This window comes from Bacillus halotolerans (assembly GCF_001517105.1).
Classification (GTDB): domain Bacteria; phylum Bacillota; class Bacilli; order Bacillales; family Bacillaceae; genus Bacillus; species Bacillus halotolerans.
On the sequence record NZ_LPVF01000009.1, the window covers coordinates 334,869 to 357,697 of the forward strand.

Here is a 22,829-nt window from a genome sequence, read left to right on the forward strand (position 1 = left end):
CACCTAATCTTTTATTTATAATCATTCTAACATAGAACTCATTATTTATAATAATTATAACATAGTTTCTTTCACAAAATGTGAACAGATTTTAAAATTCTTATGCTATATTAGAAAAAGCTTCACGGAAAAGAAGCATTCCTATTGACAATACCAAAAACAGCAGAAATTTACTACACATCAGCTCTAAAAAACAAGAAGGTGATATGCATGAAACAAAAATCAATTTTATTCCCTTGTCTGCTGCTCGCTGCATCCATTTACGCATGGCTTGAAAGCGGCCAAGCCGAACTGTTTTCAGGACAGGATCAATGGCCTGTTCTTCTTATGCTGTTAGGCGCAGCCTTTATATACCAAGGGAAAAAAGAAGCTGTCTCCCCCCATTTCTTTATCGGCTTGCTTCTCTTCGGAATCGGTTTGCACTTTTTCGCTAAGCCAAAGTGGACATGGTGGCCGGATGATTTTGAAACGCTTCTCTTCATGGTCGGCTTCTCGCTGCTCGTTTCAACCGTTCAGAAAAAAGAATATGTATATGAAGCTGTTTCGATGATTTGTTTTTCCCTGTTTCTTTACTTTTTCAAACAGATTATGGCATGGCTCGAGTCTGCGCATGTTCCCACGTCCCTGCTGAAAGAGTATTGGCCGTTTGTATTTATCGGAATCAGTTTATTGTTATTATTGATAAAACGAAAAAAATCTATACGATAAATAAAACCGGCAGAGAGTATTCTCTACCGGTTTATCATTTTTTTGATCACTCCCCAAGCTTCGTCTTTCCCCTTTTTCGTTTCTGAGGAGAAGAGAATCAGCTCGTCTTCCGGATCAATATTTAATGTCTGTCGGACAACCTTCGCATGTTTGTCCCATTTTCCTTTCGGGATCTTATCGGCTTTTGTAGCGATAATAATAACAGGAATGCCGTAATACTTTAAGAATTCATACATCTGCACATCATCATTAGACGGTGCATGCCGCAAATCAACGATCTGCACCACCGCTTTCAATTCCTCGCGTGTTGTAATGTAGGTTTCAATCATTCTGCCCCAAGCTTCACGCTCGGATTTTGACACTTTGGCAAAACCGTAACCCGGTACATCAACAAAATGCAATTCGTCATTAATAATGTAGAAATTTAATGTTTGTGTTTTTCCCGGTTTTGATGATGTTCTCGCAAGATTTTTACGATTAATCAATGAATTGATAAAAGATGACTTTCCAACGTTCGATCTTCCGGCCAGTGCAATTTCCGGAAGCCCCCCTTCAGGGTACTGTTCAGGTTTAACTGCACTGATTACGATTTCTGACTTTGTGACTTTCATTTCTTCTCTCCTACTAAGGCATGTTCCAAAACTTCGTCTAAGTGGGATGCCAATATAAAGGTGAGCCCCTCTCTGACGCTTTCTGGAATATCCTCTATATCTTTTTCATTATCTTTAGGCGCAATAATGGTCGTCAATCCCGCTCTATGTGCTCCGAGTGCTTTTTCTTTCAGTCCGCCGATCGGAAGCACGCGTCCGCGAAGCGTAATTTCTCCAGTCATTCCGACTTTACGCGATACAGCCCGTCCTGTTAAAGCAGAAACAAGCGCAGTCGCCATTGTGATACCGGCAGACGGACCATCTTTAGGCACCGCACCCTCAGGAACATGTATATGAATATCATACTTCTCATGAAAGTCAGGTTCAATGCCAAGTTCTTCTGTTTTTGAACGCACGTAGCTGAAAGCCGCCTGGGCAGACTCTCTCATGACATCTCCAAGCTTACCCGTCAGGATCAATTTTCCTTTCCCTGGAGAAAGCGATACTTCGATCGACAGCGTATCTCCGCCGACAGTTGTATAAGCCAGCCCCGTGACGACGCCCACCTGATCTTCCGTTTCTGCTTGTCCGTATCTGAAAATTCGTTTTCCGATAAAGTCATGAAGATTTTTCTCCGTAACTGTAATCCGTTTTCTATCTTCAGAAACAATGGCTTTTGCGGCCTTGCGGCAGATGGCAGCAAGCTGGCGTTCGAGGTTTCTCACACCTGCTTCTCTCGTATAATAGCGAATAATATCAAGAATGGCCTGATCACGCAGCTGCAGGTTGCTCTTTTTGAGCCCATGCTCCTTGATCTGCTTCGGAAGAAGGTGATCTTTCACAATTTCAAGTTTTTCCACTTCCGTGTAGCCCGCAATATTAATGATTTCCATTCTGTCTCTAAGCGGTCCCGGGATTGTCGCTAAATTGTTAGCCGTAGCGATAAAGAGCACTTTTGACAGATCAAAGGTCTCCTCAATGTAGTGGTCGCTGAAGGTGCTGTTTTGCTCTGGATCAAGCACTTCAAGCATCGCGGATGACGGATCGCCTCTGAAATCAGAAGACATTTTGTCAATTTCGTCTAGTAAGAAGACCGGATTCAGCTTGCCGGCTTTTTTCATGCCTTGAATAATACGTCCCGGCATTGCCCCGACATATGTCCGTCTGTGCCCGCGAATTTCTGATTCGTCGCGCACCCCGCCAAGTGAAATTCTGACAAATTTCCGATCCATACTTTTAGCAATCGATTTGGCCAAGGACGTTTTTCCGACCCCTGGAGGTCCAGCCAAACAGAGAATCGGACCTTTTAAGGATTTTGTCAGCTTCTGAACAGCCAAATACTCTAAAATACGCTCTTTCACTTTTTCAAGTCCGTGATGTTCTTTGTCTAAAAGATGTTCAGCCTCTTTTAAATCAAGCTTATCTTCTGTCTCATCCGTCCATGGGAGAGCGACCAGCCAGTCAATATAATTTCGGATAACAGAACTTTCGGCAGAACTGGATGGAATTTTTTCATATCTGTTTAATTCCTTAAGAGCCGTTTCCTTCACATGGTCAGGCATGCCCGCTTCTTCGATTTTTTCGGTCAGCGTTTGAACTTCACCTGTTTTGCCTTCTTTATCACCAAGCTCTTTTTGGATCGCCTTCATCTGTTCGCGCAAATAGTATTCCTTTTGTGTACGCTCCATTGAACGTTTGACGCGCTGGCCGATTTTTTTCTCGATCTCAAGCACTTCTTTTTCATTGTTGATAAAATCAATGACCTTGTTCAGTCTGTCTTTGACATCAGCCGTTTCTAATATATCCTGCTTATCCTTTAGTTTAAGAGGCAGGTGAGAAGCAACAATGTCTGCCATTCTGCCCGGCTCTTCGATATCAGTAACCGCGGCGTACGTTTCGGCTGAGATTTTTTTAGAAATTTTTATGTACTGATCAAAGTGGTCCAACAAAGTCCGCATCAGCGCTTCGTCTTCTGTATCTTTTGAATCATCTTCATGGATCAGCTGAATGTCTACTGATGTATAATCTTCATGCTCATTGTATTCAATAATCTGAGCGCGCTGTATGCCCTCCACCAGCACACGAATCGTACCGTTCGGAAGCTTCAGCATTTGTTTAATTTTCGTATAGGTGCCGACAGTAAAAATTTCGTCTTCACCCGGTTCGTCTATCGAAATATCCTGCTGAGTGGCTAAAAATATCATATGATCATGCATCATTGCCTGTTCAAGGGCCTGAACCGACTTGTCACGTCCTACATCTAAGTGCAAAACCATTGTCGGGTACACTAATAAACCTCTTAAAGGGAGGAGCGGGATGCTGCGTTTTAATTCTTCTGCCATATGACTGACACCTCCGTGACTTTAGTATGAACCATTATAATACAACTTTTTCATCCTTGTACAATAAACGGCATGGTTTCATTTTCTATAACACAGTCTCCTCGTAGTATACCCTTTCTTTCTGATCTGAAAAAGGAAAAGATGTCCTTCATGAAAAAAACCCTATTTTTAAAATAGGGTCAGACCGATTCTTTATTCATTTGCATGTTAAACGGTTTTTGTTCAGTAGGCGGGTTCACTAAAATTTCATCAAGCACTTCCTGGAACGTTTTCACCGCCACAATTTTGATTCCTTCAATCTGTTTTAAGATCGATTGCTGATTTTCATGCGGTATAATAACTTTTTTGGCACCGGACTGTTTTGCCGCTTTAATTTTCGGAATCACGCCTCCAATCGGTTTTACAAGTCCGTTTAGACTGATCTCGCCTGTCATGGCAACCGTGTTGTCAATCGGAATTTTATGAACGGCTGAAAAAATTCCCGCCGCCATGGCAATACCTGCCGACGGCCCGTCAATCGGAATGCCGCCGGGAAAATTAATGTGGATATCATAGTCTGAAGGCTTCATTCCCATTGTACGCAGTACGGTTAGCACATTCTCAACCGAGCCCTTTGCCATGCTTTTCCTGCGAATTGATTTTGATTGGCTGCCGATGCTTTCTTCTTCTGCTATTCCGGTAATGTTAATTGACCCTTTATCCTGAGCCGGTGTTACGTTCACTTCGATTTCCAGCAGCGAACCGCTGTTAGGGCCATACACTGCAAGCCCGTTTACGATGCCGATTTGCGGTGCAGTGCCAATTTTCTGCTCGTGCTTAGGAGTAAGCTGGCTGGAATGAATCACCCATTCTATATCCTCAATGGTGATGTCCTTCCGATCTTCAGTCACCGCCATTCCCGCCGCGATTTGAATCATATTAACTGCTTCACGGCCGTTCCGCGTATAGCTGGTCAGTAAATCAAGCCCCTCTTCAGAAATATTCTTTTCAATCTTATCCACTGCTGTTTTGGCAACTGATTTCAGCTCATCTTTCTCAAGCTCGCGGAAAAATACCTCTAAACAGCGGGATCGGATTGCAGGAGGGATTTCATTGGGCATTCTTGTTGTCGCACCGATCAGACGAAAATCAGCCGGAAGCCCATTTTGAAAAATATCGTGAATATGGTTCGGTATTTGTGTATTTTCTTCGCTGTAATAAGCGCTGTCTAAAAAGACTTTCCGGTCCTCAAGCACCTTCAGCATTTTATTCATTTGAATAGGATGCAGCTCCCCAATTTCATCAATAAACAATACACCGCCGTGGGCATGCGTGACAGCCCCCTGCTTCGGCTGCGGAATACCCGCCTGTCCCATCGCTCCGGCCCCTTGGTATATCGGATCATGTACAGATCCAATGAGCGGATCGGCAATTCCTCTTTCATCAAATCGAGCCGTTGTCGCATCGAGTTCCACAAAAACAGCCTGCTCTTTAAAAGGTGATTGCTTATGTTTTTTGGCTTCCTCTAACACAAGCCTTGCAGCAGCTGTTTTTCCGACTCCCGGCGGTCCATAGACAATGACGTGCTGGGGATTCGGTCCGCACAACGCCGCTTTTAACGCTTTAATCCCGTCTTCCTGACCGACAATATCTTGAAAGCTTTTAGGGCGCACCTTTTCAGATAACGGTTCGGACAGGCTGATAGCCCGCATTTTGCGAAGCTGCTCCATTTCCTTCTTTGATTCCTTATCTATCGTGACTTTTTGTGTCCTTTGATTTTTAAGCAAATTCCAAAAATACAAACCAATGATAATCCCAAAAAACAGCTGAATAAATAAAGCGATCCCTGTCCAACTCATGGTGGTCCCTCCTGAAAAACAATTTATGTATCCAATTCATTCCTCTGATTGCTAGTATCTCCCACAAAAGAGGGGAATAAACGTTTTCCGGAAGAGTTTACACAACAAAAAAACCTCCTGAATGTTACCACTCAGGAGGTTCATTTTCATTTTTAAGCAGACGTTTTGTCTTGGCTAACCTCAGTACCGTCCTTTAACAAAAGGCGAGGCGGTTCTCCATGCGTTACAGTCGCTCCAGTAATCACACATTTTTCAATGTCATCACGGGAAGGCAGGTCAAACATCACATCAAGCATAATGCCTTCAATGATGGAACGGAGTCCGCGTGCTCCTGTCTTACGCTCAATTGCTTTTTTAGCAATTTCAGACAGCGCTTCTTCTTCAAACTCAAGCTCAACATTATCAAGCTCAAGCATTTTTTTGAATTGCTTCACAAGAGCGTTTTTCGGTTTCGTTAAGATCGCAACCAACGCTTCTTCGTCAAGCTTTTCAAGACTTGCAATAACCGGAAGACGTCCGATAAATTCCGGAATTAATCCGAAACGGAGCAAGTCTTCTGGAAGCACTTTTGAAAGAAGGTCTTCTTTCTCCAGATCTGCAGCCTTATTATCTGAACCGAAGCCAATCACTTTTTGTCCTAAACGGCGTTTGATGATCGATTCGATACCATCGAAGGCACCGCCGCAAATGAACAAAATGTTTGTTGTATCAATTTGAATAAACTCTTGATGAGGGTGCTTACGTCCGCCTTGAGGCGGCACGCTCGCCACAGTTCCTTCAAGAATTTTCAGCAATGCCTGCTGCACGCCTTCACCTGACACATCACGTGTAATAGACGGGTTTTCAGACTTTCTTGCCACTTTATCGATTTCATCAATATAAATAATGCCTTTTTCCGCTTTTTCCACGTCATAGTCAGCAGCTTGGATGAGTTTCAAGAGAATATTCTCTACATCTTCACCTACATATCCAGCTTCTGTCAGGGACGTAGCGTCAGCAATCGCAAACGGCACATTTAAAATACGGGCTAAAGTTTGCGCAAGAAGGGTTTTACCGCTTCCTGTCGGGCCGATTAATGAAATGTTACTTTTCGAAAGCTCGACATCGTCCACTTTGCTGTTGGAGTTGATGCGTTTGTAGTGGTTATATACAGCAACAGCAAGTGATTTCTTCGCCTGATCCTGACCGATTACATATTCATTCAGAATTTCACGAATTTCCTGCGGCTTCGGCACATCTTTAAATTCTACTTCTTCTTCTGTTCCGAGTTCTTCCTCCACAATTTCAGTGCAGAGTTCGATACATTCGTCACATATATATACACCAGGTCCAGCTACAAGCTTACGAACCTGATCTTGTGTTTTTCCACAGAACGAGCATTTTAATTGTCCTTTTTCCTCGTTGAATTTAAACATTCTTTCACCCCTTAATCTTGTCTCACTTTTTCTTTTACCGGCAGAGCAAAAGAAAATGATTCTTGAAACGAAACGAGTATGTATTGCATTTTACCATACTTTCCAAAAAGACGGTAACATTGTGTTTCTGACTTGCACATTCTATATGTATGACAAAAAAACAGCCTGCATTAACTATATTGCCCCAAGAAAAAGAGATATATCATAATTGTACAAAACAAGGCACGAATGATTCGCGCCCTGTTTTATTATTACTATTATTATGCACCATATTAACGGTTTTCTACAAGAAAATCAATTGCTTTGCGAACTTTTAAATCTTCTTTCATCGCGTCAGTAGAACCGATGGCTTGTTTGATATTTTCAACAGGCATGTTGTATGCTTCAGCCATTTTAGAAAGCTCAGCATCAACTTCCTCATCTGTTACTTCAAGGTTTTCCGCTTTCGCAATCGCCTCAAGAGTCAGGTTAGATTTTACGCGTTTTGCAGCATCTTCTTTCATTTGCTCTTTTAACGCAGCTTCGTCTTGGCCTGAGAATTGAGTGTAAAGCTCAAGGTTCATGCCTTGCATTTGAAGACGCTGTTCGAATTCTTTCAGCATGCGGTCAAGCTCAGTGTCGATCATCGCTTGAGGAACATCGATTTCAGCGTTTTCAGAAGCTTTCAGAACAAGCTCTTCACGCAATTTAGCGTCAGCTTCGTTTTCTTTTGCTTCTTCTAAACGTTTCTTCGTTTTTTCAGTCAATTCAGCAAGTGTTTCCACTTCTTCATCGATATCTTTTGCGAATTCATCATCAAGCTCAGGAAGCTCTTTCGCTTTGATTTCGTGAATTTTCACTTTGAAGACAGCTGGTTTGCCGGCAAGATCTTCAGCGTGGTACTCTTCAGGGAATGTTACTTCAACATCCTTCTCAGCACCTGCTTCAAGGCCAACTAACTGATCTTCGAAGCCAGGGATGAATGAACCTGAGCCCACTTCAAGTGAATAGTTTTCAGCTTTTCCGCCTTCGAATGCTTCGCCGTCAACGAATCCTTCGAAGTCAAGAACAACTGTGTTTCCTTCTTCAACAGCGCCTTCTTCTTTTACAACAAGCTCAGCTTGACGCTCTTGAAGCGCTTTTAGTTCGTTTTGAACATCTTCGTCAGTTACAGCTGTGTCGTCTTTTTCGACGCCTAAGCCTTTGTATTCGCCAAGCTTCACTTCAGGTTTCACTGTTACTTTTGCAGTGAAGATTAAGCTTTCGCCTTTTTCGATTTTTTCAACATCGATTTCAGGACGGTCTACAGGCTCGATTCCAGCTTCTTCAACTGCTTTAGGGTATTCTACAGGAAGAAGAATATCCAAAGCATCTTGGTAAAGAGCTTCTACGCCAAAGCGCTGTTCGAATAAACCGCGAGGAATTTTCCCTTTACGGAATCCAGGAATTGAAACTTGCTTAACTACTTTTTTAAATGCATCATCAAGTGCCGTTTTAAATGTTTCAGCATCAACTTCAACCGTTAAAACGCCTTCGTTGCCTTCTTGTTTTTCCCATTTTACAGACATGTGTTTCCCTCCAAAAATCTATTCAGGTTGTGTCGGTCTTCCATTCTAAAGCAATCATTCGGCTTCGTCCATCAAAAACGAAGCTGCCAAAGATCAGAATCATTATGTATCCATTTTAATAATGAACTGCAAAGCCTGTCCAACCGTATTTCTTATACCCGTTATACACAAATACAACCATTATATTATAACATAACACATAACGCTTTCAACTATATGGCGTGATTTACAAATAAGAAATTTCTTCAATATCTTTAATCATTGTGCACGCTTCATCAAGTTCTCTGTCGGTAAACTCATACATCATATGCAGCTCTTCTCTTTCAATCTCAATCCCATGCATTTCATAACCGACTTTATGCAGGGCCGCCGCCCAAAGATCTGCAGACAGCAATTTTGGCTGAAATGGATATAAAACATACAAATGTCTTCTCCACAGTTCTTCTACCGCTGCATACAGGGTTGGATTTTCATTCCCCAGCGTTTCATCCAGCACACGGAGAACGCGGTGCAAAATCGGGGAGGCGTCAGGCGGGACAGTCTCGCTCGGCTCGATTGTCATGGAGTCGCCGAATTTTGTAATGTGGACCGGTTTGCTGTAGTCGTGTTCCGCCAGTAACATCACGATCATCGTCTTGATAATCGGGTGAGCAGCGGGATCTTCAAGAATTGTTTTTAACAGCCCCGTATACTTCGCTACATTGCGGTCTTTCAATGAATGGATTAAATTCATTTGTTCCTCTGGGCTGGCTAACACTTTCTCCGTGTCGATCACATCTTCATACTCTTCGGCCCAAGCCTCGTCTTCTCGCTCTGGATCGGTCATTTTGCGGCTGAAATCAAGCAGCTTATAAAATTGCTCGGCACTTTCCGCAGGCAGCTGATTTTCCTCCAGGACGGCTTCAATCGTGCTTTTTACTTCTTCATATTTCTTAAGCTGAATTAAGATCGTCATGTATACTTGTAAAACCGTAAAATACTGGCCGTATCCTTCTTTCAGCATCTTTTCGCATACACGTTTTGCCTCTTCCAATTCGCCCAGCTCCAAAAAGCAAATGGCCATGCCCAAGTGAAGATCTGATTCAGTATCATCATATTTCATTGCTTCTGAAAACAATTCCAGCGCCTCTTGATACTTTTTCTCCTTCAGCGAGGACATTCCTTTTTCCACCAGACGGTCTTTCAGATGAGGAAAAGGAATAATTTTTGCGTTTTTCTTGTCATGCGTCATACCTATATTCCTTTCAGGCATTTATTTTGTTCAAGTGTATCAACACCCGTACACAAAAACAAGAAAGGAAAGGTTCTGCCAGGCAAAAAAAGCTGCCGACAAATTGCCGGGCAGCTTTTTTTAAGCTTGAAGCCAAGAGCTTCTCTGCGACTCAAATTGCTTGATTTCATCTTCAAGTAAAAGCGTTAATGAAATTTCATCATAGCCGTTGATCAGCATTTCTTTCCAATGCGGATCGACTTCGAATGAGATCTGATTGCCTTCGCTGTCATGAATAAGCTGATTTTCAAGATCGATTGTCATTTGCAGTGACTGATTTTCGTATTGTCCGACGAGCTTTTTCCAATTGTCATACGGCATGCGAATCGGCAGCATACCGTTTTTAAAGCAGTTTTGGTGGAAAATATCAGCAAATGACGGTGCGATAATGATTTTAAAGCCGTAATCATCAAGGGCCCACGGAGCGTGTTCACGCGATGACCCGCAGCCGAAGTTTTCTCCCGCTATTAAAATGGACGCCCCTTCATAAGCCGGCTGGTTCAGTTCAAATTCCGGGTTCGGTTCACCATTCGCATCGTATCTCCAGTCAAAGAATGCAAAACGGCCGTAGCCCGTTCTTTCAATTCTCTTCAGAAATTGTTTCGGAATGATCTGGTCTGTATCAACATTAATACGATTTAATACGGCCGCTTTCCCCGTATGTGTTTTCAAAGGTTCCATCTCGTGCACTCCTTACACAACTGTTTTTTCCTGATAAAACTTTCTGACATCCACGAAATGGCCGTGAATGGCGGCCATCGCAGCCATCGCAGGGCTGACGAGATGTGTTTTCGCGCCTTTTCCTTGTCTGCCCTCAAAGTTACGGTTAGAGGTTGACGCACAGCGCTCTCCTTCAGGAACAACGTCATTATTCATGCTCAAACACATGCTGCAGCCTGATTCTCTCCATTCAAATCCAGCGTCTAAGAAGATCTGATGAAGCCCTTCCTTTTCAGCCTGAAGTTTTACGCTCTGAGATCCAGGCACGACGATTGCTCTAACACTTTCAGCCACCTTTTTCCCTTTGATCATATTGGCAGCCTGGCGGAGGTCAGTCATGCGTGAATTTGTACAGGAACCGATAAATACGTGCTCCACTTTAATGTCTTCAATTTTCTGATGAGGAGTCAGCCCCATATATTCATAAGCGCGTATCGCTTCTTTTTTGTCGTCTTCCGCTGAAAAGCTTTCCGGCGCCGGAACTTCAGAATCGACAGGAAGAACCATCCCCGGGTTGATACCCCATGTCACCATAGGAGAAATTTCATTGCCGTCAAGCACAATTGATTTATCGTAAACAGCGCCTGGATCAGTGCGCAGCGCTTTCCATTCTGCTACGGCTTTATCAAATCCTTCTCCTTTCGGCGTATACTTGCGGTTTTTGCAATATTCAAATGTCACTTCGTCAGGCGCAATCAAACCTGCTCTTGCTCCGGCTTCAATTGACATGTTGCAAACGGTCATCCGCTCATCCATCGTCATGTTTCTGAATACTTCCCCAGTGTATTCAATAACGTAACCGGTGCCGAATTTCACGCCGTATTTACCGATAACAGCAAGAATGACATCCTTTGCCGTTACCCCTTTTTGCAGTGTCCCGTCTACACGCACCTCAAGCGTTTTCGGACGCTGCTGCCAGAGTGTCTGTGTAGAAAGAACATGCTCAACCTCACTCGTTCCGATTCCGAATGCCAGGGCGCCGAATGCACCGTGAGTTGAAGTATGGCTGTCTCCGCATACGATCGTTTTTCCCGGAAGCGTTAAGCCAAGCTCGGGCCCGACTACATGGACAATCCCCTGATCTACGCTGTGAAGATCGGCAAGGCGTACGCCAAACTCTTCGCAGTTCCGCTCAAGCGCTGTCACTTGGCGTTTCGCAACTTCATCCGTTATCTCAAAGCGATTGACGGTTGGAATGTTGTGATCCATCGTTGCGAATGTATTTTGCGGTCTTCTGACCTTTCTTCCCTTTTGTCTCAACCCTTCAAATGCCTGAGGGGATGTCACCTCATGGATGAGATGCAAATCAATATAGAGAAGATCCGGTTTTCCCTCACCATGTTTTACAATATGCTGATCCCAAATCTTTTCGATGATCGTTCGAGGCATCATCTTTATTTCCTCCCTCTACCTATGAACTAAGACCGCTTACACCATAAGCTGTCACACGTTAGAAATTGTATTTTCAGTCATCAATGCCGTCTTTACTTCCTCTGTAATGGCCTGAGTGCTGCTGTATTCTTCGCCTCTTGCCAAGTCTCTTGTTCTTTTTCCGGACGTAAGAACCTGATTGACTGCATCTTCTACAGCTTTCGCTTCTTCTTCAAGCCCGAAAGATGTTCTCAAAAGCATTGCCGCTGATAATATCGCCGCGAATGGATTTGCCATCCCTTTCCCTGCTATGTCAGGTGCTGAGCCGTGTACAGGCTCGAACAGATGGAGTCCTGAGCTTGATAAGCTGGCTGACGGAAGCATTCCGAGAGAACCTGTTAGCATGGACGCTTCGTCACTTAAAATGTCACCAAACATATTTTCAGTCACCACGACATCAAATTGATTCGGTGCATAAATCAGCTGCATAGCCGCGTTATCAACGAGCATATGCTCAAGTTTCACATCAGGATAGTCTTTTGCGACGTCTTCAGCCACTTCCCGCCAGAGCCTGCTTGATTCAAGAACGTTCGCTTTATCAACAGAGGTAACCTTGCCTTTTCTGGCAGCCGCCATTTTAAAGCCCTCTCTGATCACGCGTTCAATTTCTTCCCTCTTATAAAACAGTGTGTCTACCGCTTCTTGCTCACCTTCACTGTTTACATAGCGTTTGCTCGGCTGGCCGAAATACAAACCGCCTGTCAGTTCACGAACGATAACGAAATCAACGTTATCAATATATTCTTTTTTCAAAGGCGAAGCGTCAGAAAGGCTTTCAAACACTTTCACAGGCCGTAAATTCGCAAACAGGTCAAGCTGTTTTCTAATGCTGAGCAGACCTTTTTCGGGTCTAAGCTCCGAAGGGTTTTGATCCCATTTCGGGCCGCCGACAGCACCAAGCAAAATAGCATCAGCCTTTTTACAAATCGCAATGGTTTCCTCTGGGAGAGGGTCGTTGTGTTCGTCAATTGCCGCTCCTCCAATAAGGGCGTATTCAAATTCAAATTCATGGCTGAAGCGTTCGGCAACACTTTTCAGCACGTCTGTCGCTGATTCTAATACTTCAGGGCCGATCCCGTCTCCGGGCAATAGAGCAATCCGTTTCTTCAAATTAACCGTTCTCCTTTCTTTTATGATCCGACAGCTGTATGGTTTTGCAGTCCGTTCATATTAGACTGGAAAACCAATTGACGGTTGACTGCGTTCAGATAGGCTTTCGCCGAAGCTTCTAATACGTCTTGCGCTATGCCCCGCCCTGCTGATTCTTTTCCGTTAACTACTACTCTTACATAAACCTGGGCAAATGCGTCTTCGCCTTTTCTATTGGACTGAATGCGGTAGTCTAAGAGCTCCACATCTTTATCGATACAGCGTTCAAGGGTATTGTATATCGCTTCCACGCTTCCGGCTCCTGTTGCCGCTTCCTGAATAAGCTGGGCGTTTTCTTGATTTTTCAAAGAAACCGTAGCCGTAGGAACCTGAGATGTTCCATAATGGACTTGCAGAGAAAGAAATTCATACCCAATCTTGCGGTCTGTTACTTTTTCTTCTAAAATAAGAGAGACAAGATCCTCATCAGTGATTTCTTTTTTCTTCTCAGTCAACTCTTTAAACATCGTAAAGAACTTATTAATCTCTTCACTATCAAATTGGAATCCCAATGCAGTCAGCCGGTCTTTAAATGCATGGCGTCCTGAATGCTTGCCTAGGACAAGTGCATCTGCCGTTACACCGACAAGCTCTGGTGAAATAATTTCGTATGTTGATTTTTCTTTTAAGAAGCCGTCCTGGTGGATGCCTGATTCATGAGCAAATGCATTGTCGCCCACTACCGCTTTATTTCGCGGAACAGCCATACCTGTGAACTTACTTACTACATCACTAGTGCGTTTTATTTCATTTAGCGTAATGCCTGTTTCGACTTGATAGAAATCTTTTCTGGTATGAAGGGCAACTGCAATTTCCTCTAATGCAGCATTTCCGGCTCTTTCACCAATTCCGTTAATCGCACATTCAATTTGATCGGCGCCATTTTCGATCGCTGAGAGAGAATTGGCGACTGCCATTCCCAAATCATCGTGGCAGTGAGCTGACAGCTTCGCTTGATGAATGTTTGGAACGTTCTCTTTCATATATTTAAAGATATTCCCGTATTCTGCCGGAGCCAAATAGCCGACTGTATCCGGAAGGTTGATGACACTAGCCCCTGCGTCAATCACTTTTTCTACGATTTCCGCTAAAAACGGCAGTTCAGTTCGGCAGGCATCTTCAGCAGACCATTGAACAATTGGGAAACGCTCTTTTGCGTATTTCACCATTTCAACCGCTCTTTCAATGACCTGTTCACGCGTCATTTTCAGCTTGTGTTTTAAATGAATGTCCGATGTGGCAATGAATACGTGAATTCTTGGCTGAGCACCGTCTTTTAACGCTTCCCATGCAGCATCAATATCACCTTTTACACAGCGGGCAAGACCTGTCACAGAACAATTTTTTATGGTTCTTGCGATTTCCTGCACAGCTAAAAAGTCACCTCGGGACGAAGCGGGAAATCCCGCTTCAATGATATCTGCCCCGAGTCTTTCGAGCTGCTTTGCTATGGCAAGTTTCTCCTGTGTATTTAAGTTTACTCCAGGGGATTGTTCACCATCACGAAGCGTCGTATCGAAAAAATTAATTTTGCGCAACGGAGACCACCGCTTCCTTCTTCTTGCCTTGTTTAACAAACGGCATCATTTCACGAAGCTTTCTTCCCACCACTTCGATTTGATGTTCGTTTTCGCTCCTATTGATTGCGTTGAAACGAGGACGGTTTACCTGGTTTTCTACGATCCATTCTTTAGCAAATGTTCCGTCTTGGATGTCTTTTAAGACTTCTTTCATTGATTCTTTTACTTTTGCGTCTACAACACGCGGCCCGGATACGAAATCTCCCCATTGAGCAGTATCAGAAATAGAGTATCTCATGCCTTCCAAGCCTTCTTCATACATAAGGTCAACGATCAATTTCAGCTCATGAAGACATTCAAAGTATGCAAGTTCCGGCTGATAACCAGCTTCAGTTAATGTTTCAAATCCAGCTTTTACAAGGGAAGTTAATCCTCCGCAAAGTACAGCTTGCTCACCGAACAGATCCGTTTCTGTTTCTTCTTTAAATGTCGTTTCCAAAACGCCTGCTCTTGCTCCGCCGATTCCTTTTGCGTATGCCAAAGCTTTATCTTTCGCTTCACCTGTCACATCCTGATAGATCGCGAACAGCGCCGGTACGCCTGCTCCTTGCTCATAAGTTCTTCTGACCAAATGTCCAGGACCTTTAGGCGCTACCAAGAATACGTCAACATCTGCCGGTGGAACAATTTGGTGGAAATGAACGTTAAATCCGTGAGCGAAGACCAATGATTTGCCTGCAGTCAGCTCAGCTTTGATTTCAGCTTCATATACTTTTTGCTGCTGTTCATCCGGAAGAAGAACCATAATGATCTCAGCCTGAGCCGCTGCTTCTTTTACTGAAAATACTCGATGTCCGTCTTCTTGCGCCTGAGTGAAAGATTTCCCTTGTCTGACACCGACAATCACGTCAATTCCGCTTTCTTTCAGGTTCAGCGCGTGGGCATGCCCTTGTGAGCCATAACCGATAATCGCTACTGTTTTCCCAGCCAATACGTTCTCTTTGATATCACCGTTATAATATACTTTTACCATTTTAATCTCTCCCTTGTTTTGTTTTATACAATAGATATTGTTTTATTGGATGACGTCTTTTGCTGAGTGCCCCTCGCAAAAGCCGTTGTACCTGTTCTCGCAATTTCTTTGATTCCATACGGTTTTAGCAATTCAATCAGCGCTTCAATTTTGTTAGATTCGCCAGTCACCTGTACAACGATGCTGTCTCTGCTGACATCAACGACAGAAGCTCTGAACGGCTCTATCATTCCGTGAATCTCTGTCCTCGTTGACGGTGCGGAAACGACCTTGATTAAGGCCAGCTCCCTTTGGACAATTGATTGATTTGTGATGTCAGTGACTTTCAGCACATCAATTTGTTTGTTAAGCTGTTTTGTCAGCTGTTCAACATCATTTTCTCCTTCAACGTGAACGACAAAGGTAATTCTGGAAACGCCGCTTGTTTCTGTGTGTCCAACTGTAATGCTTTCAATGTTGTAGTGTCTTTTTGTAAATAGACCGGTGATCCGGTTTAACACGCCGGAGCGGTTCACCACAGTCAATGTGATAATTCTTTTCAAGGTTTCACCCCCACCATTTCATGCAGCCCTTTCCCCGGAGCCACCATCGGGAATACTTTTTCTTCGCTGTCGACCCGAACGTCAATGACAACCGGTTCTTTTGATGTCAATGCCTCTTCCAGCTTTTCCTCCGCTTCTGCATCAGAGGAGATTCTGATGCCTTTAATGCCGTATGCTTCTGATAATTTGACAAAGTCCGGCTGTGAAGCGAATTTAGACTCTGAATAACGCTCTTCATAGAAAATTTCCTGCCACTGTCTTACCATTCCAAGACAAGCGTTATTCAAGATCACAACTTTAACCGGCAGATTCAATTCGCGAATAACATCAAGTTCTTGGAGCGTCATTTGAAAACCGCCGTCTCCAAGCACCGCCACCACGGTTGCATCTTTATCTGCCAGCTGTGCGCCGATCGCTGCAGGAAGGCCGAAACCCATTGTTCCAAGACCGCCTGATGTTACCCATTTATCTGCCTTTTGGAACGGATAAAATTGCGCTGACCACATTTGATGCTGGCCGACATCCGTTGCGACAATGGCTTCCCCCTTTGTAAATTGATGAATGTATTCAATCAGTTTTTGAGGTTTAAAGCCTTCTTCTTCATTGTCTACGTACCAGAGCGGATACTCTTCTTTCCACTCGGCAAGCTGTTTTTTCCATTCGCTTGAATCGCCTTGTTTGCCGTTTTGTTTGATCAGCTCTTGCAGGACAACTTTGCTATCGCCGACAACCGGAATCTGTGTTTTCATGATTTTTCCGATTTCAGCCGGATCAATATCGATGTGGGCAATCTTTGCGTTTCTCGCAAAATGTTTCAGGTTTCCTGTGACGCGGTCATCAAAACGGGCGCCGATACTGATTAAAAGATCACAGTCATGAAGGGCCATGTTCGCTGTATAAGTGCCGTGCATACCCGCCATCCCCAAGAAAAGCGGATGGTCTGCCGGGAAACCCCCAAGTCCTAAAAGCGTGTGTACAACTGGAATTTGCTGCTGCTCGGCATAATTTTTTAATTCTTCTGACGCTTTTCCGTGCAATACGCCCGCACCCGCTAGGATAACCGGTTTCTTTGCGCTGCTTACGGCTTCCACAAGCTTGCGGATCTGCAAATAATTTGGCTCCGTTGTCGGCTGATATCCCGGGAGATTCATCTCGTGATCATAGCTGAATTCCCCTTCAATTGTTGCAACATCTTTCGGAATATCGATTAGTACAGGTCCCGGTCTTCCCGTTGTCGCAATATGGAATGCTTCTTTAATGATGCGCGGCAGATCTTCCGGCTGGCGGACCTGATAGCTGTGTTTTGTAATCGGCATTGTAATTCCTAAAATGTCCGCTTCCTGAAAAGCGTCGCTGCCGATAACGGAGGTTGCCACCTGCCCTGTAAAGACGACTAAAGGCAGTGAATCAATCATGGCATCCGCAAGTCCAGTAACAAGGTTTGTCGCTCCCGGGCCTGATGTCGCAATAACGACCCCTGGTTTTCCAGAAACTCTCGCGTATCCTTCTGCTGCATGAATGGCGCCTTGCTCGTGTCGGGGAAGGATATGTACCATTCCTGAATTGTACAGTTTATCGTAGATCGGAAGTACAGCCCCGCCCGGATAACCGAATATCATTTCTACTTTTTCTTTCTTTAATGATTCAATCAGCATTAACGCTCCGCTCATCGTCTGTGTACATTTGGCAGATGCTGAATCCACCTGTACATTAGTCCCCATTTTTAGTTCCTCCTTTTGGATTTTCATCCTCTAAAGATCATCAATTATTAGCTTTATAGCTGATTATTCAATAAAAAAAGCCCTTCCGCCCACAATCAGCCGCGCAGTGAATGCGATAGCCAAAAGGGGCGAAAAGGCTCTTCTTTCCGCGGTACCACCCTTGTTTACGGCCTTTGATACGGCCGTCTCATGGATATTCCTATCCGTTTTAATAACGAGTAAACATCATCGTTCACCCGGCCAAGTCCTACTGTGATTTCAGACTGGCACTCTGAGGCGAGTTCACCTTGTAAAGCTTCGCCGGTTCTCAGCTAATCCGGTTCTCTGTGGAAAGCTTTTTCAAGGCTACTTATCCTCATCTGCGCTTTTCATATTCAGTCTCTTGAACAGCTTTTCTGCCGTCCAAGAAGATTGGTTGTTTTTCATTTTTTTAGAATCCTATTGCAATCATTTGTGCTTGTGAAACTTGCGTTTATCTTTTGTTGAACTCATATTACGCCGCTTTGGACGCAGTGTCAACAGCCTTTTTTAAAATTATTAGACAATTTGGATTAATCAAACTATACTGTATACGCTTTCATTATTGGTATATAAGGAATTTCAAAAGATAAAAGTTTTTGTAATTTTTTTATTAATCTATCAAGTTTACACTCGAATTTTTCAATTTCATATAAACATGTCACATAATATGACGTGTTTTTGTTTCGATGAGACGTATATATGGAAGATCTTCTGGCGAAAAAAACAATTTCAGTTCGGATAGGCTCTTTCATTATTTTTCGTCATATACTGGTGTTATCTTGCAAAGAAAAGGTGATACGAGATGAATAAATCATTAGCAGACATCCAATTCCCCGGGGGTTTTCCAAGCTTTCCCCAGCCAGTTTATCCGGCAGCTCCCAGCTTTTATCAGCAAGGCCATCAGCCATTTGGAGGTTTTGGATACGGACAGCCGTACAGCCAGGCATACAGCCCGCTAAGCACCCCCTCTGCTATGTACTCCTCATTTCCATACGCTTCAGGATTTTACGGGCAGCAATTTTCAGGTGCCGGCTATAGCGGCCATGGCGGCGGTTTCAGTATTCCCGCAACGCACGCCGGAGGATTCAGCGGAGCATCTGGAGTACACGGAGGATTTCGATATTAAAATATCATGAGGTGCCGAACATCTATGTTCGGCACTTGTTAATTTATTCAGCTTTAATATAGTTAATAGACTGTGAGGTTTCCTATCTTACTATTTGGAAGCAGAAAGGATATATTTTAAGATAAATGATAAGTCTGTTCAGATTTACGGTTTTTGAGGAGGATTCATTTTGCATATTAAAGTAGATGATTTGACCGGACATCAAGTGATCGAATTAGTGAGTGAGCATTTACATAGCATGACTCTCATGTCTCCGGCTGAAAGTATTCATGCCCTGGACATAGAAAGGCTGAAAAAACCTGAGATTACATTTTGGAGCGCTTGGGACGGCAATGAATTAGCCGGCTGCGGAGCACTTAAGGAACTGGACAGCCGGCATGGAGAAATTAAGTCGATGCGAACCTCTTCTTCCCATTTAAGAAAGGGCGTTGCCAGCAAGGTTCTTCAGCACATTATAGTAGAAGCCAAGCGGCGCGGCTATCAGCGATTGAGTTTGGAAACGGGGTCAATGACTTCTTTCGGGCCGGCAAGAAAACTTTATGAAAGCTTCGGTTTCCGGTATTGCCAGCCGTTTGCAGACTATATGGAAGATCCGAACAGCGTGTTTATGACAAAGGAATTGTGAAATATAAAAGATAGATAAGCGGGACTATGTTTCTGTCTTATCTATCTTTTTTATTTCCTCCTGTCTTTCGCCTGAATGCTGTTGGCAGCACCAAGTGTTTTCGATTTTGTTTATTTTAAAACGTAACGGGAATTAAAGACGACAAGAACGATAAAATTTTATTTTTACAGAGGAGGAGATTAATATGACAAAAAGTGTAGTTGGTGTATACGAAACTCCGCAAGAGACCATTGCAGTGATTGAAGGCTTACTAACAAAGGGGTATGATTCTGACGATATTTCTGTTGTCACAAATCGCCGGGATACCGATTATCTCGAATCCCGTACAGGGACAGAAGTAAATCAAGCCCTCGAAGCAAATGATAGCGATTCTGAATCCTTTTTCGATAAACTGAAAGATTATTTCACAATGGATGATACTGGCGCGCACAGCAAAGCATTATCAGACCTGGATATCTCAAATGATGAAATAGACAAGTATCAAGAGGATCTGGATGACGGAAAACTTCTCGTAGCCGTCGATACAGACGCAGACTTAGATGCGACTATTGATAACGGCAATGCCCTTTCAGGCGGCTTTGCAAATCCAAATGAGACAGTGGATTATACAACAAAAGAAGAAAAGACCATGCCGCTTCGAGAAGAACAGCTGAAAGTGGATAAAGAAGATATCCAAACCGGTGAAGTGGAAATCGGAAAAGAAGTCAAAACAGAACAAAGAGATATAGACGTTCCGGTAAGACATGATGAAATTTACGTTGAACGCCGTCCGGTGGATGAAAACACGGCAGACGCTTCTCCCGTAAATGACTCAGAAACGGTCAGAGTTCCTATCGTTGAGGAAAAGCTTGAAGTGACCAAAAAACCCGTTGTTACGGATGAAGTGGTTATCGGGAAACGGACTGTCGAAGAAAATGAGCATATTTCTGAAACTGTGAAAAAAGAAGAACCTCGTCTGAATAAAGAAGGAAATGTCCGCGACCTAGATGATGATACGTTAAATAACAAATAATAATTATCATAAACAAAAACCTCAAATCCTTAAAGGATTTGAGGTTTTTTCTTGGTACGTCCCAGGAGAGATTCGAACTCCCGACCGACGGCTTAGAAGGCCGTTGCTCTATCCAGCTGAGCTACTGGGACACGTTTTGTTTTTTTGTTTTTGCTTTAAGTATCAGCGACAAGATTTATTATATATGGGATGCAATGATAAGTCAACGGTTTTTTAGAATTTTTTTCATGAGGAAGAAAATTTTCTTCCTCATGTGATATTTCATAGGGTTACCCGGTGTTGCAAATCAATGATTTCATCGCCTGCTTGGTTATAAAAACGCACTGTTGCTGTATCATTTTCTAAAGACAGTATAGCATAGCTTTCTGTGCTGCGCACTCTTGGAAGGCGGATGCTTCCGGGATTAATCAGCAGTTTTCCGCGCAGCATTTCGCTTCCTGCGATGTGTGAATGCCCGAAGCAAATGATTTCCGCTCCGAGCTCCTCTGCACGATAGTATACGTTTAGTAAGGTCTGTTTAATACCATGAAGGTGTCCGTGCGTAACCAATATTTTTTTGAAACCGGCCGTCAGCAGGAGCTCGTCCTTAAAATCGCCGATAAAATCACAATTGCCTTTTACAACGGAATAAGGCTCTAACGCCGGATGGCCGGTTTCAAGCTCAGAGTCTCCGCAATGAATCATGAGATCAACATCCGCTTCATGACGTTTCGCTATAGTTTGAAGCTCCTCTTCAAGCCCATGGCTGTCACTGATAATCAGCACGTTCATATATAAGCTCCCCCTTATGCCTCCAACAGCTTTGACAGCTTTTTAAGCGCGTCAGCCCTGTGGCTGATTTTATTTTTTTCATCACTTGTCAGCTCAGCCATAGTTTTATCTTTATCTTTGACGATAAAGATCGGGTCATAGCCAAATCCGTATTCTCCTCTCGGCTCTTCGGCAATATACCCTTCAATATGACCTTCGACTGTTTTTGTTTCCTCTCCCGGAATACTTACGGCAAGCGCGCAGCGAAAACGGGCCGTACGCTGCTCTTTCTCGATGCCTCTCAGCTCGCTCAGCACTTTATCGATATTCGCCTGGTCATCTTTCTGTTCCCCTGCATATCGTGCTGAATAAACGCCGGGGCGGCCTCCTAAATTATCAACGGACAAACCCGAGTCGTCTGCAATGACCATTTTGTTCACTGCTTTCGCCACCGCTTCCGCTTTTAGAATCGCATTTTCTTCAAACGTATGGCCTGTCTCTTCAATTTCATCTGTAAACCCGATTTCAGCCAATGATTTTACCTCGTACCCTTTCGGCTCAAGGATTTCTTTAAATTCCTTCACTTTTCCCGGATTGTGAGTTGCAATAATTGCTTCTTTCATGATGATCAAGCCTTTCTGTCATTATTTCAGTTCTGGAAGAGAATCGCCCAGTACTTCTTTTTGCTTGTCAATCAGTTCCTGAATGCCTTTTTCTGCAAGACCGAGAAGCCCATTCAGATCCTCACGTGAAAAGGTTGCCTCTTCCCCTGTTCCCTGAAGCTCCACAAAGCGGCCGCTGCCTGTCATGATGACATTCATATCAACTTCAGCAGCAGAATCTTCTTCATAATTTAAATCTAACAAAATTCCCTGCTCTTTATCAATTCCGACAGAGATCGCTGCCAGGTAATCAGTGAGCGGGTTTGTTTTAATCGTTCCTGCTTTGAGAAGCTTACCAACCGCAATCGCCATGGCAAGAAATGCTCCGGTAATGGAAGACGTTCTCGTTCCTCCGTCAGCCTGAATGACGTCACAGTCAATCCAAATCGTCCGTTCGCCCAGTTTCTCTAAATCAACGACTGCCCGAAGCGCGCGGCCGATCAAACGCTGAATTTCCATCGTTCTTCCAGAAATTTTCCCTTTGGAAGATTCTCTGATCGTTCTTTGATTTGTAGCCCGCGGCAGCATGCTGTACTCAGCTGTAATCCAACCTTTGCCTCCGCCCCGCAAAAACGGCGGTACGCGATCCTCTACAGATGCGTTGCAGATTACTTTTGTATTTCCCGCTGTTATTAGAACAGACCCTTCCGGATGGCTGATAAAGTCCAAATCAAATGTAATTGGACGCAGCTCATCGTGTTGTCTTCCGTCATGTCTCATGTTTTACCTCCGATTGTATGTACATAAACCATTTTTGTCCCGGAATTGAATAAAGAAAGAGGCAGCCGGAACGCTAACCTCTTTCTT

20 protein-coding genes, 1 tRNA gene and 1 other annotated feature are annotated in these 22,829 nt (G+C 43.7%); of the genes, 4 read left to right on the forward strand and 17 right to left on the reverse strand.

Annotated elements, in window-relative coordinates:
• Nucleotides 1-210 precede the first annotated feature (210 nt).
• Nucleotides 211-708 (forward strand): hypothetical protein, encoded by a 498-nt coding sequence (locus AU387_RS09385; RefSeq protein ID WP_044154109.1) that lies wholly within the window; start codon nt 211-213, stop codon nt 706-708.
• 23 nt (nt 709-731) lie between these two features.
• Here the strand turns inward: AU387_RS09385 and yihA are convergent, their stop codons facing one another.
• The 13 genes from yihA to ilvB form a co-directional block, all read right to left on the reverse strand.
• Complete coding sequence (gene yihA / locus AU387_RS09390; protein WP_024122374.1) at nt 732-1,319, reverse strand: ribosome biogenesis GTP-binding protein YihA/YsxC; 588 nt, start codon at nt 1,317-1,319, stop codon at nt 732-734.
• On the reverse strand, nt 1,316-3,640 hold the full coding sequence (gene lon, locus AU387_RS09395; RefSeq protein ID WP_024122375.1) for an endopeptidase La: 2,325 nt from the start codon (nt 3,638-3,640) through the stop codon (nt 1,316-1,318). Before lon ends, yihA begins: the two co-directional genes overlap by 4 nt.
• A 179-nt stretch (nt 3,641-3,819) precedes the next feature.
• Nucleotides 3,820-5,478: an ATP-dependent protease LonB gene (lonB, locus tag AU387_RS09400; protein WP_024122376.1), complete on the reverse strand. Its 1,659-nt coding sequence runs from the start codon at nt 5,476-5,478 to the stop codon at nt 3,820-3,822.
• A 152-nt stretch (nt 5,479-5,630) separates the two neighbouring features.
• Nucleotides 5,631-6,893 (reverse strand): ATP-dependent protease ATP-binding subunit ClpX, encoded by a 1,263-nt coding sequence (gene clpX, locus AU387_RS09405; RefSeq protein WP_044154108.1) that lies wholly within the window; start codon nt 6,891-6,893, stop codon nt 5,631-5,633.
• A gap of 272 nt (nt 6,894-7,165) precedes the next feature.
• Nucleotides 7,166-8,440, reverse strand: coding sequence for a trigger factor (gene tig / locus AU387_RS09410; RefSeq protein ID WP_059293478.1), 1,275 nt, complete (start codon nt 8,438-8,440; stop codon nt 7,166-7,168).
• Nucleotides 8,441-8,666: 226 nt separating this feature from the next.
• Nucleotides 8,667-9,671: a DNA damage checkpoint antagonist DdcA gene (ddcA, locus tag AU387_RS09415; RefSeq protein WP_059293477.1), complete on the reverse strand. Its 1,005-nt coding sequence runs from the start codon at nt 9,669-9,671 to the stop codon at nt 8,667-8,669.
• Between the two features lie 120 nt (nt 9,672-9,791).
• Nucleotides 9,792-10,391: a 3-isopropylmalate dehydratase small subunit gene (gene leuD, locus AU387_RS09420; RefSeq protein ID WP_044154097.1), complete on the reverse strand. Its 600-nt coding sequence runs from the start codon at nt 10,389-10,391 to the stop codon at nt 9,792-9,794.
• Nucleotides 10,392-10,403: 12 nt separating this feature from the next.
• On the reverse strand, nt 10,404-11,822 hold the full coding sequence (gene leuC / locus AU387_RS09425) for a 3-isopropylmalate dehydratase large subunit (RefSeq protein WP_059335537.1): 1,419 nt from the start codon (nt 11,820-11,822) through the stop codon (nt 10,404-10,406).
• 51 nt (nt 11,823-11,873) lie between these two features.
• On the reverse strand, nt 11,874-12,971 hold the full coding sequence (gene leuB, locus AU387_RS09430) for a 3-isopropylmalate dehydrogenase (protein WP_059335538.1): 1,098 nt from the start codon (nt 12,969-12,971) through the stop codon (nt 11,874-11,876).
• Nucleotides 12,972-12,991: 20 nt separating this feature from the next.
• A complete protein-coding gene (locus AU387_RS09435) occupies nt 12,992-14,548 on the reverse strand; it encodes a 2-isopropylmalate synthase (protein ID WP_044154086.1) in 1,557 nt (518 codons plus the stop codon).
• Nucleotides 14,535-15,563 carry a ketol-acid reductoisomerase gene (gene ilvC, locus AU387_RS09440; RefSeq protein WP_059335539.1) on the reverse strand — a complete coding sequence of 343 codons (1,029 nt, stop codon included), beginning with the start codon at nt 15,561-15,563 and terminating at the stop codon, nt 14,535-14,537. Before ilvC ends, AU387_RS09435 begins: the two co-directional genes overlap by 14 nt.
• A 23-nt stretch (nt 15,564-15,586) precedes the next feature.
• Nucleotides 15,587-16,105 carry an acetolactate synthase small subunit gene (gene ilvN, locus AU387_RS09445; protein WP_044154082.1) on the reverse strand — a complete coding sequence of 173 codons (519 nt, stop codon included), beginning with the start codon at nt 16,103-16,105 and terminating at the stop codon, nt 15,587-15,589.
• Complete coding sequence (gene ilvB / locus AU387_RS09450; protein WP_059335540.1) at nt 16,102-17,826, reverse strand: acetolactate synthase large subunit; 1,725 nt, start codon at nt 17,824-17,826, stop codon at nt 16,102-16,104. Before ilvB ends, ilvN begins: the two co-directional genes overlap by 4 nt.
• A 121-nt stretch (nt 17,827-17,947) precedes the next feature.
• Nucleotides 17,948-18,197 (reverse strand) — a binding site (T-box leader).
• Nucleotides 18,198-18,649: 452 nt separating this feature from the next.
• On the opposite strand from ilvB, the gene AU387_RS09455 reads away from it, so the two are divergent.
• From AU387_RS09455 to AU387_RS09465, 3 genes are all read left to right on the forward strand, one after another.
• Nucleotides 18,650-18,973, forward strand: a complete 324-nt coding sequence (locus AU387_RS09455) for a hypothetical protein (protein ID WP_059335541.1) — start codon at nt 18,650-18,652, stop codon at nt 18,971-18,973.
• A gap of 169 nt (nt 18,974-19,142) precedes the next feature.
• A complete protein-coding gene (locus tag AU387_RS09460; protein ID WP_059335542.1) occupies nt 19,143-19,598 on the forward strand; it encodes a GNAT family N-acetyltransferase in 456 nt (151 codons plus the stop codon).
• 184 nt (nt 19,599-19,782) lie between these two features.
• Entirely contained in the window at nt 19,783-20,610 is an 828-nt protein-coding gene (locus tag AU387_RS09465) for a YsnF/AvaK domain-containing protein (protein WP_059335543.1), read from the forward strand.
• A 57-nt stretch (nt 20,611-20,667) separates the two neighbouring features.
• On the opposite strand, the gene AU387_RS09470 is transcribed toward AU387_RS09465, so the two are convergent.
• From AU387_RS09470 to rph, 4 genes are all read right to left on the reverse strand, one after another.
• Nucleotides 20,668-20,741 (reverse strand) — tRNA-Arg (locus AU387_RS09470).
• Between the two features lie 130 nt (nt 20,742-20,871).
• A complete protein-coding gene (locus AU387_RS09475; RefSeq protein WP_059335544.1) occupies nt 20,872-21,381 on the reverse strand; it encodes a YfcE family phosphodiesterase in 510 nt (169 codons plus the stop codon).
• Nucleotides 21,382-21,395: 14 nt separating this feature from the next.
• Complete coding sequence (locus AU387_RS09480) at nt 21,396-21,992, reverse strand: XTP/dITP diphosphatase (RefSeq protein WP_082687870.1); 597 nt, start codon at nt 21,990-21,992, stop codon at nt 21,396-21,398.
• Nucleotides 21,993-22,004: 12 nt separating this feature from the next.
• A complete protein-coding gene (gene rph, locus AU387_RS09485) occupies nt 22,005-22,742 on the reverse strand; it encodes a ribonuclease PH (RefSeq protein WP_059335546.1) in 738 nt (245 codons plus the stop codon).
• Nucleotides 22,743-22,829 lie beyond the last annotated feature (87 nt).

Bases quoted from the DNA above. Each gene is read 5' to 3' on its own strand.
- AU387_RS09385 (WP_044154109.1), top strand. From the start codon at position 211: ATGAAACAAAAATCAATTTTATTCCCTTGTCTGCTGCTCGCTGCATCC.
- AU387_RS09455 (WP_059335541.1), top strand. From the start codon at position 18,650: ATGAATAAATCATTAGCAGACATCCAATTCCCCGGGGGTTTTCCAAGC.
- clpX (WP_044154108.1), bottom strand. From the start codon at position 6,893: ATGTTTAAATTCAACGAGGAAAAAGGACAATTAAAATGCTCGTTCTGT.
- AU387_RS09465 (WP_059335543.1), top strand. From the start codon at position 19,783: ATGACAAAAAGTGTAGTTGGTGTATACGAAACTCCGCAAGAGACCATT.
- tig (WP_059293478.1), bottom strand. From the start codon at position 8,440: ATGTCTGTAAAATGGGAAAAACAAGAAGGCAACGAAGGCGTTTTAACG.
- AU387_RS09475 (WP_059335544.1), bottom strand. From the start codon at position 21,381: ATGAACGTGCTGATTATCAGTGACAGCCATGGGCTTGAAGAGGAGCTT.
- rph (WP_059335546.1), bottom strand. From the start codon at position 22,742: ATGAGACATGACGGAAGACAACACGATGAGCTGCGTCCAATTACATTT.
- lonB (WP_024122376.1), bottom strand. From the start codon at position 5,478: ATGAGTTGGACAGGGATCGCTTTATTTATTCAGCTGTTTTTTGGGATT.
- yihA (WP_024122374.1), bottom strand. From the start codon at position 1,319: ATGAAAGTCACAAAGTCAGAAATCGTAATCAGTGCAGTTAAACCTGAA.
- ilvC (WP_059335539.1), bottom strand. From the start codon at position 15,563: ATGGTAAAAGTATATTATAACGGTGATATCAAAGAGAACGTATTGGCT.
- ilvB (WP_059335540.1), bottom strand. From the start codon at position 17,826: ATGGGGACTAATGTACAGGTGGATTCAGCATCTGCCAAATGTACACAG.
- lon (WP_024122375.1), bottom strand. From the start codon at position 3,640: ATGGCAGAAGAATTAAAACGCAGCATCCCGCTCCTCCCTTTAAGAGGT.
- ddcA (WP_059293477.1), bottom strand. From the start codon at position 9,671: ATGACGCATGACAAGAAAAACGCAAAAATTATTCCTTTTCCTCATCTG.
- leuD (WP_044154097.1), bottom strand. From the start codon at position 10,391: ATGGAACCTTTGAAAACACATACGGGGAAAGCGGCCGTATTAAATCGT.
- leuC (WP_059335537.1), bottom strand. From the start codon at position 11,822: ATGATGCCTCGAACGATCATCGAAAAGATTTGGGATCAGCATATTGTA.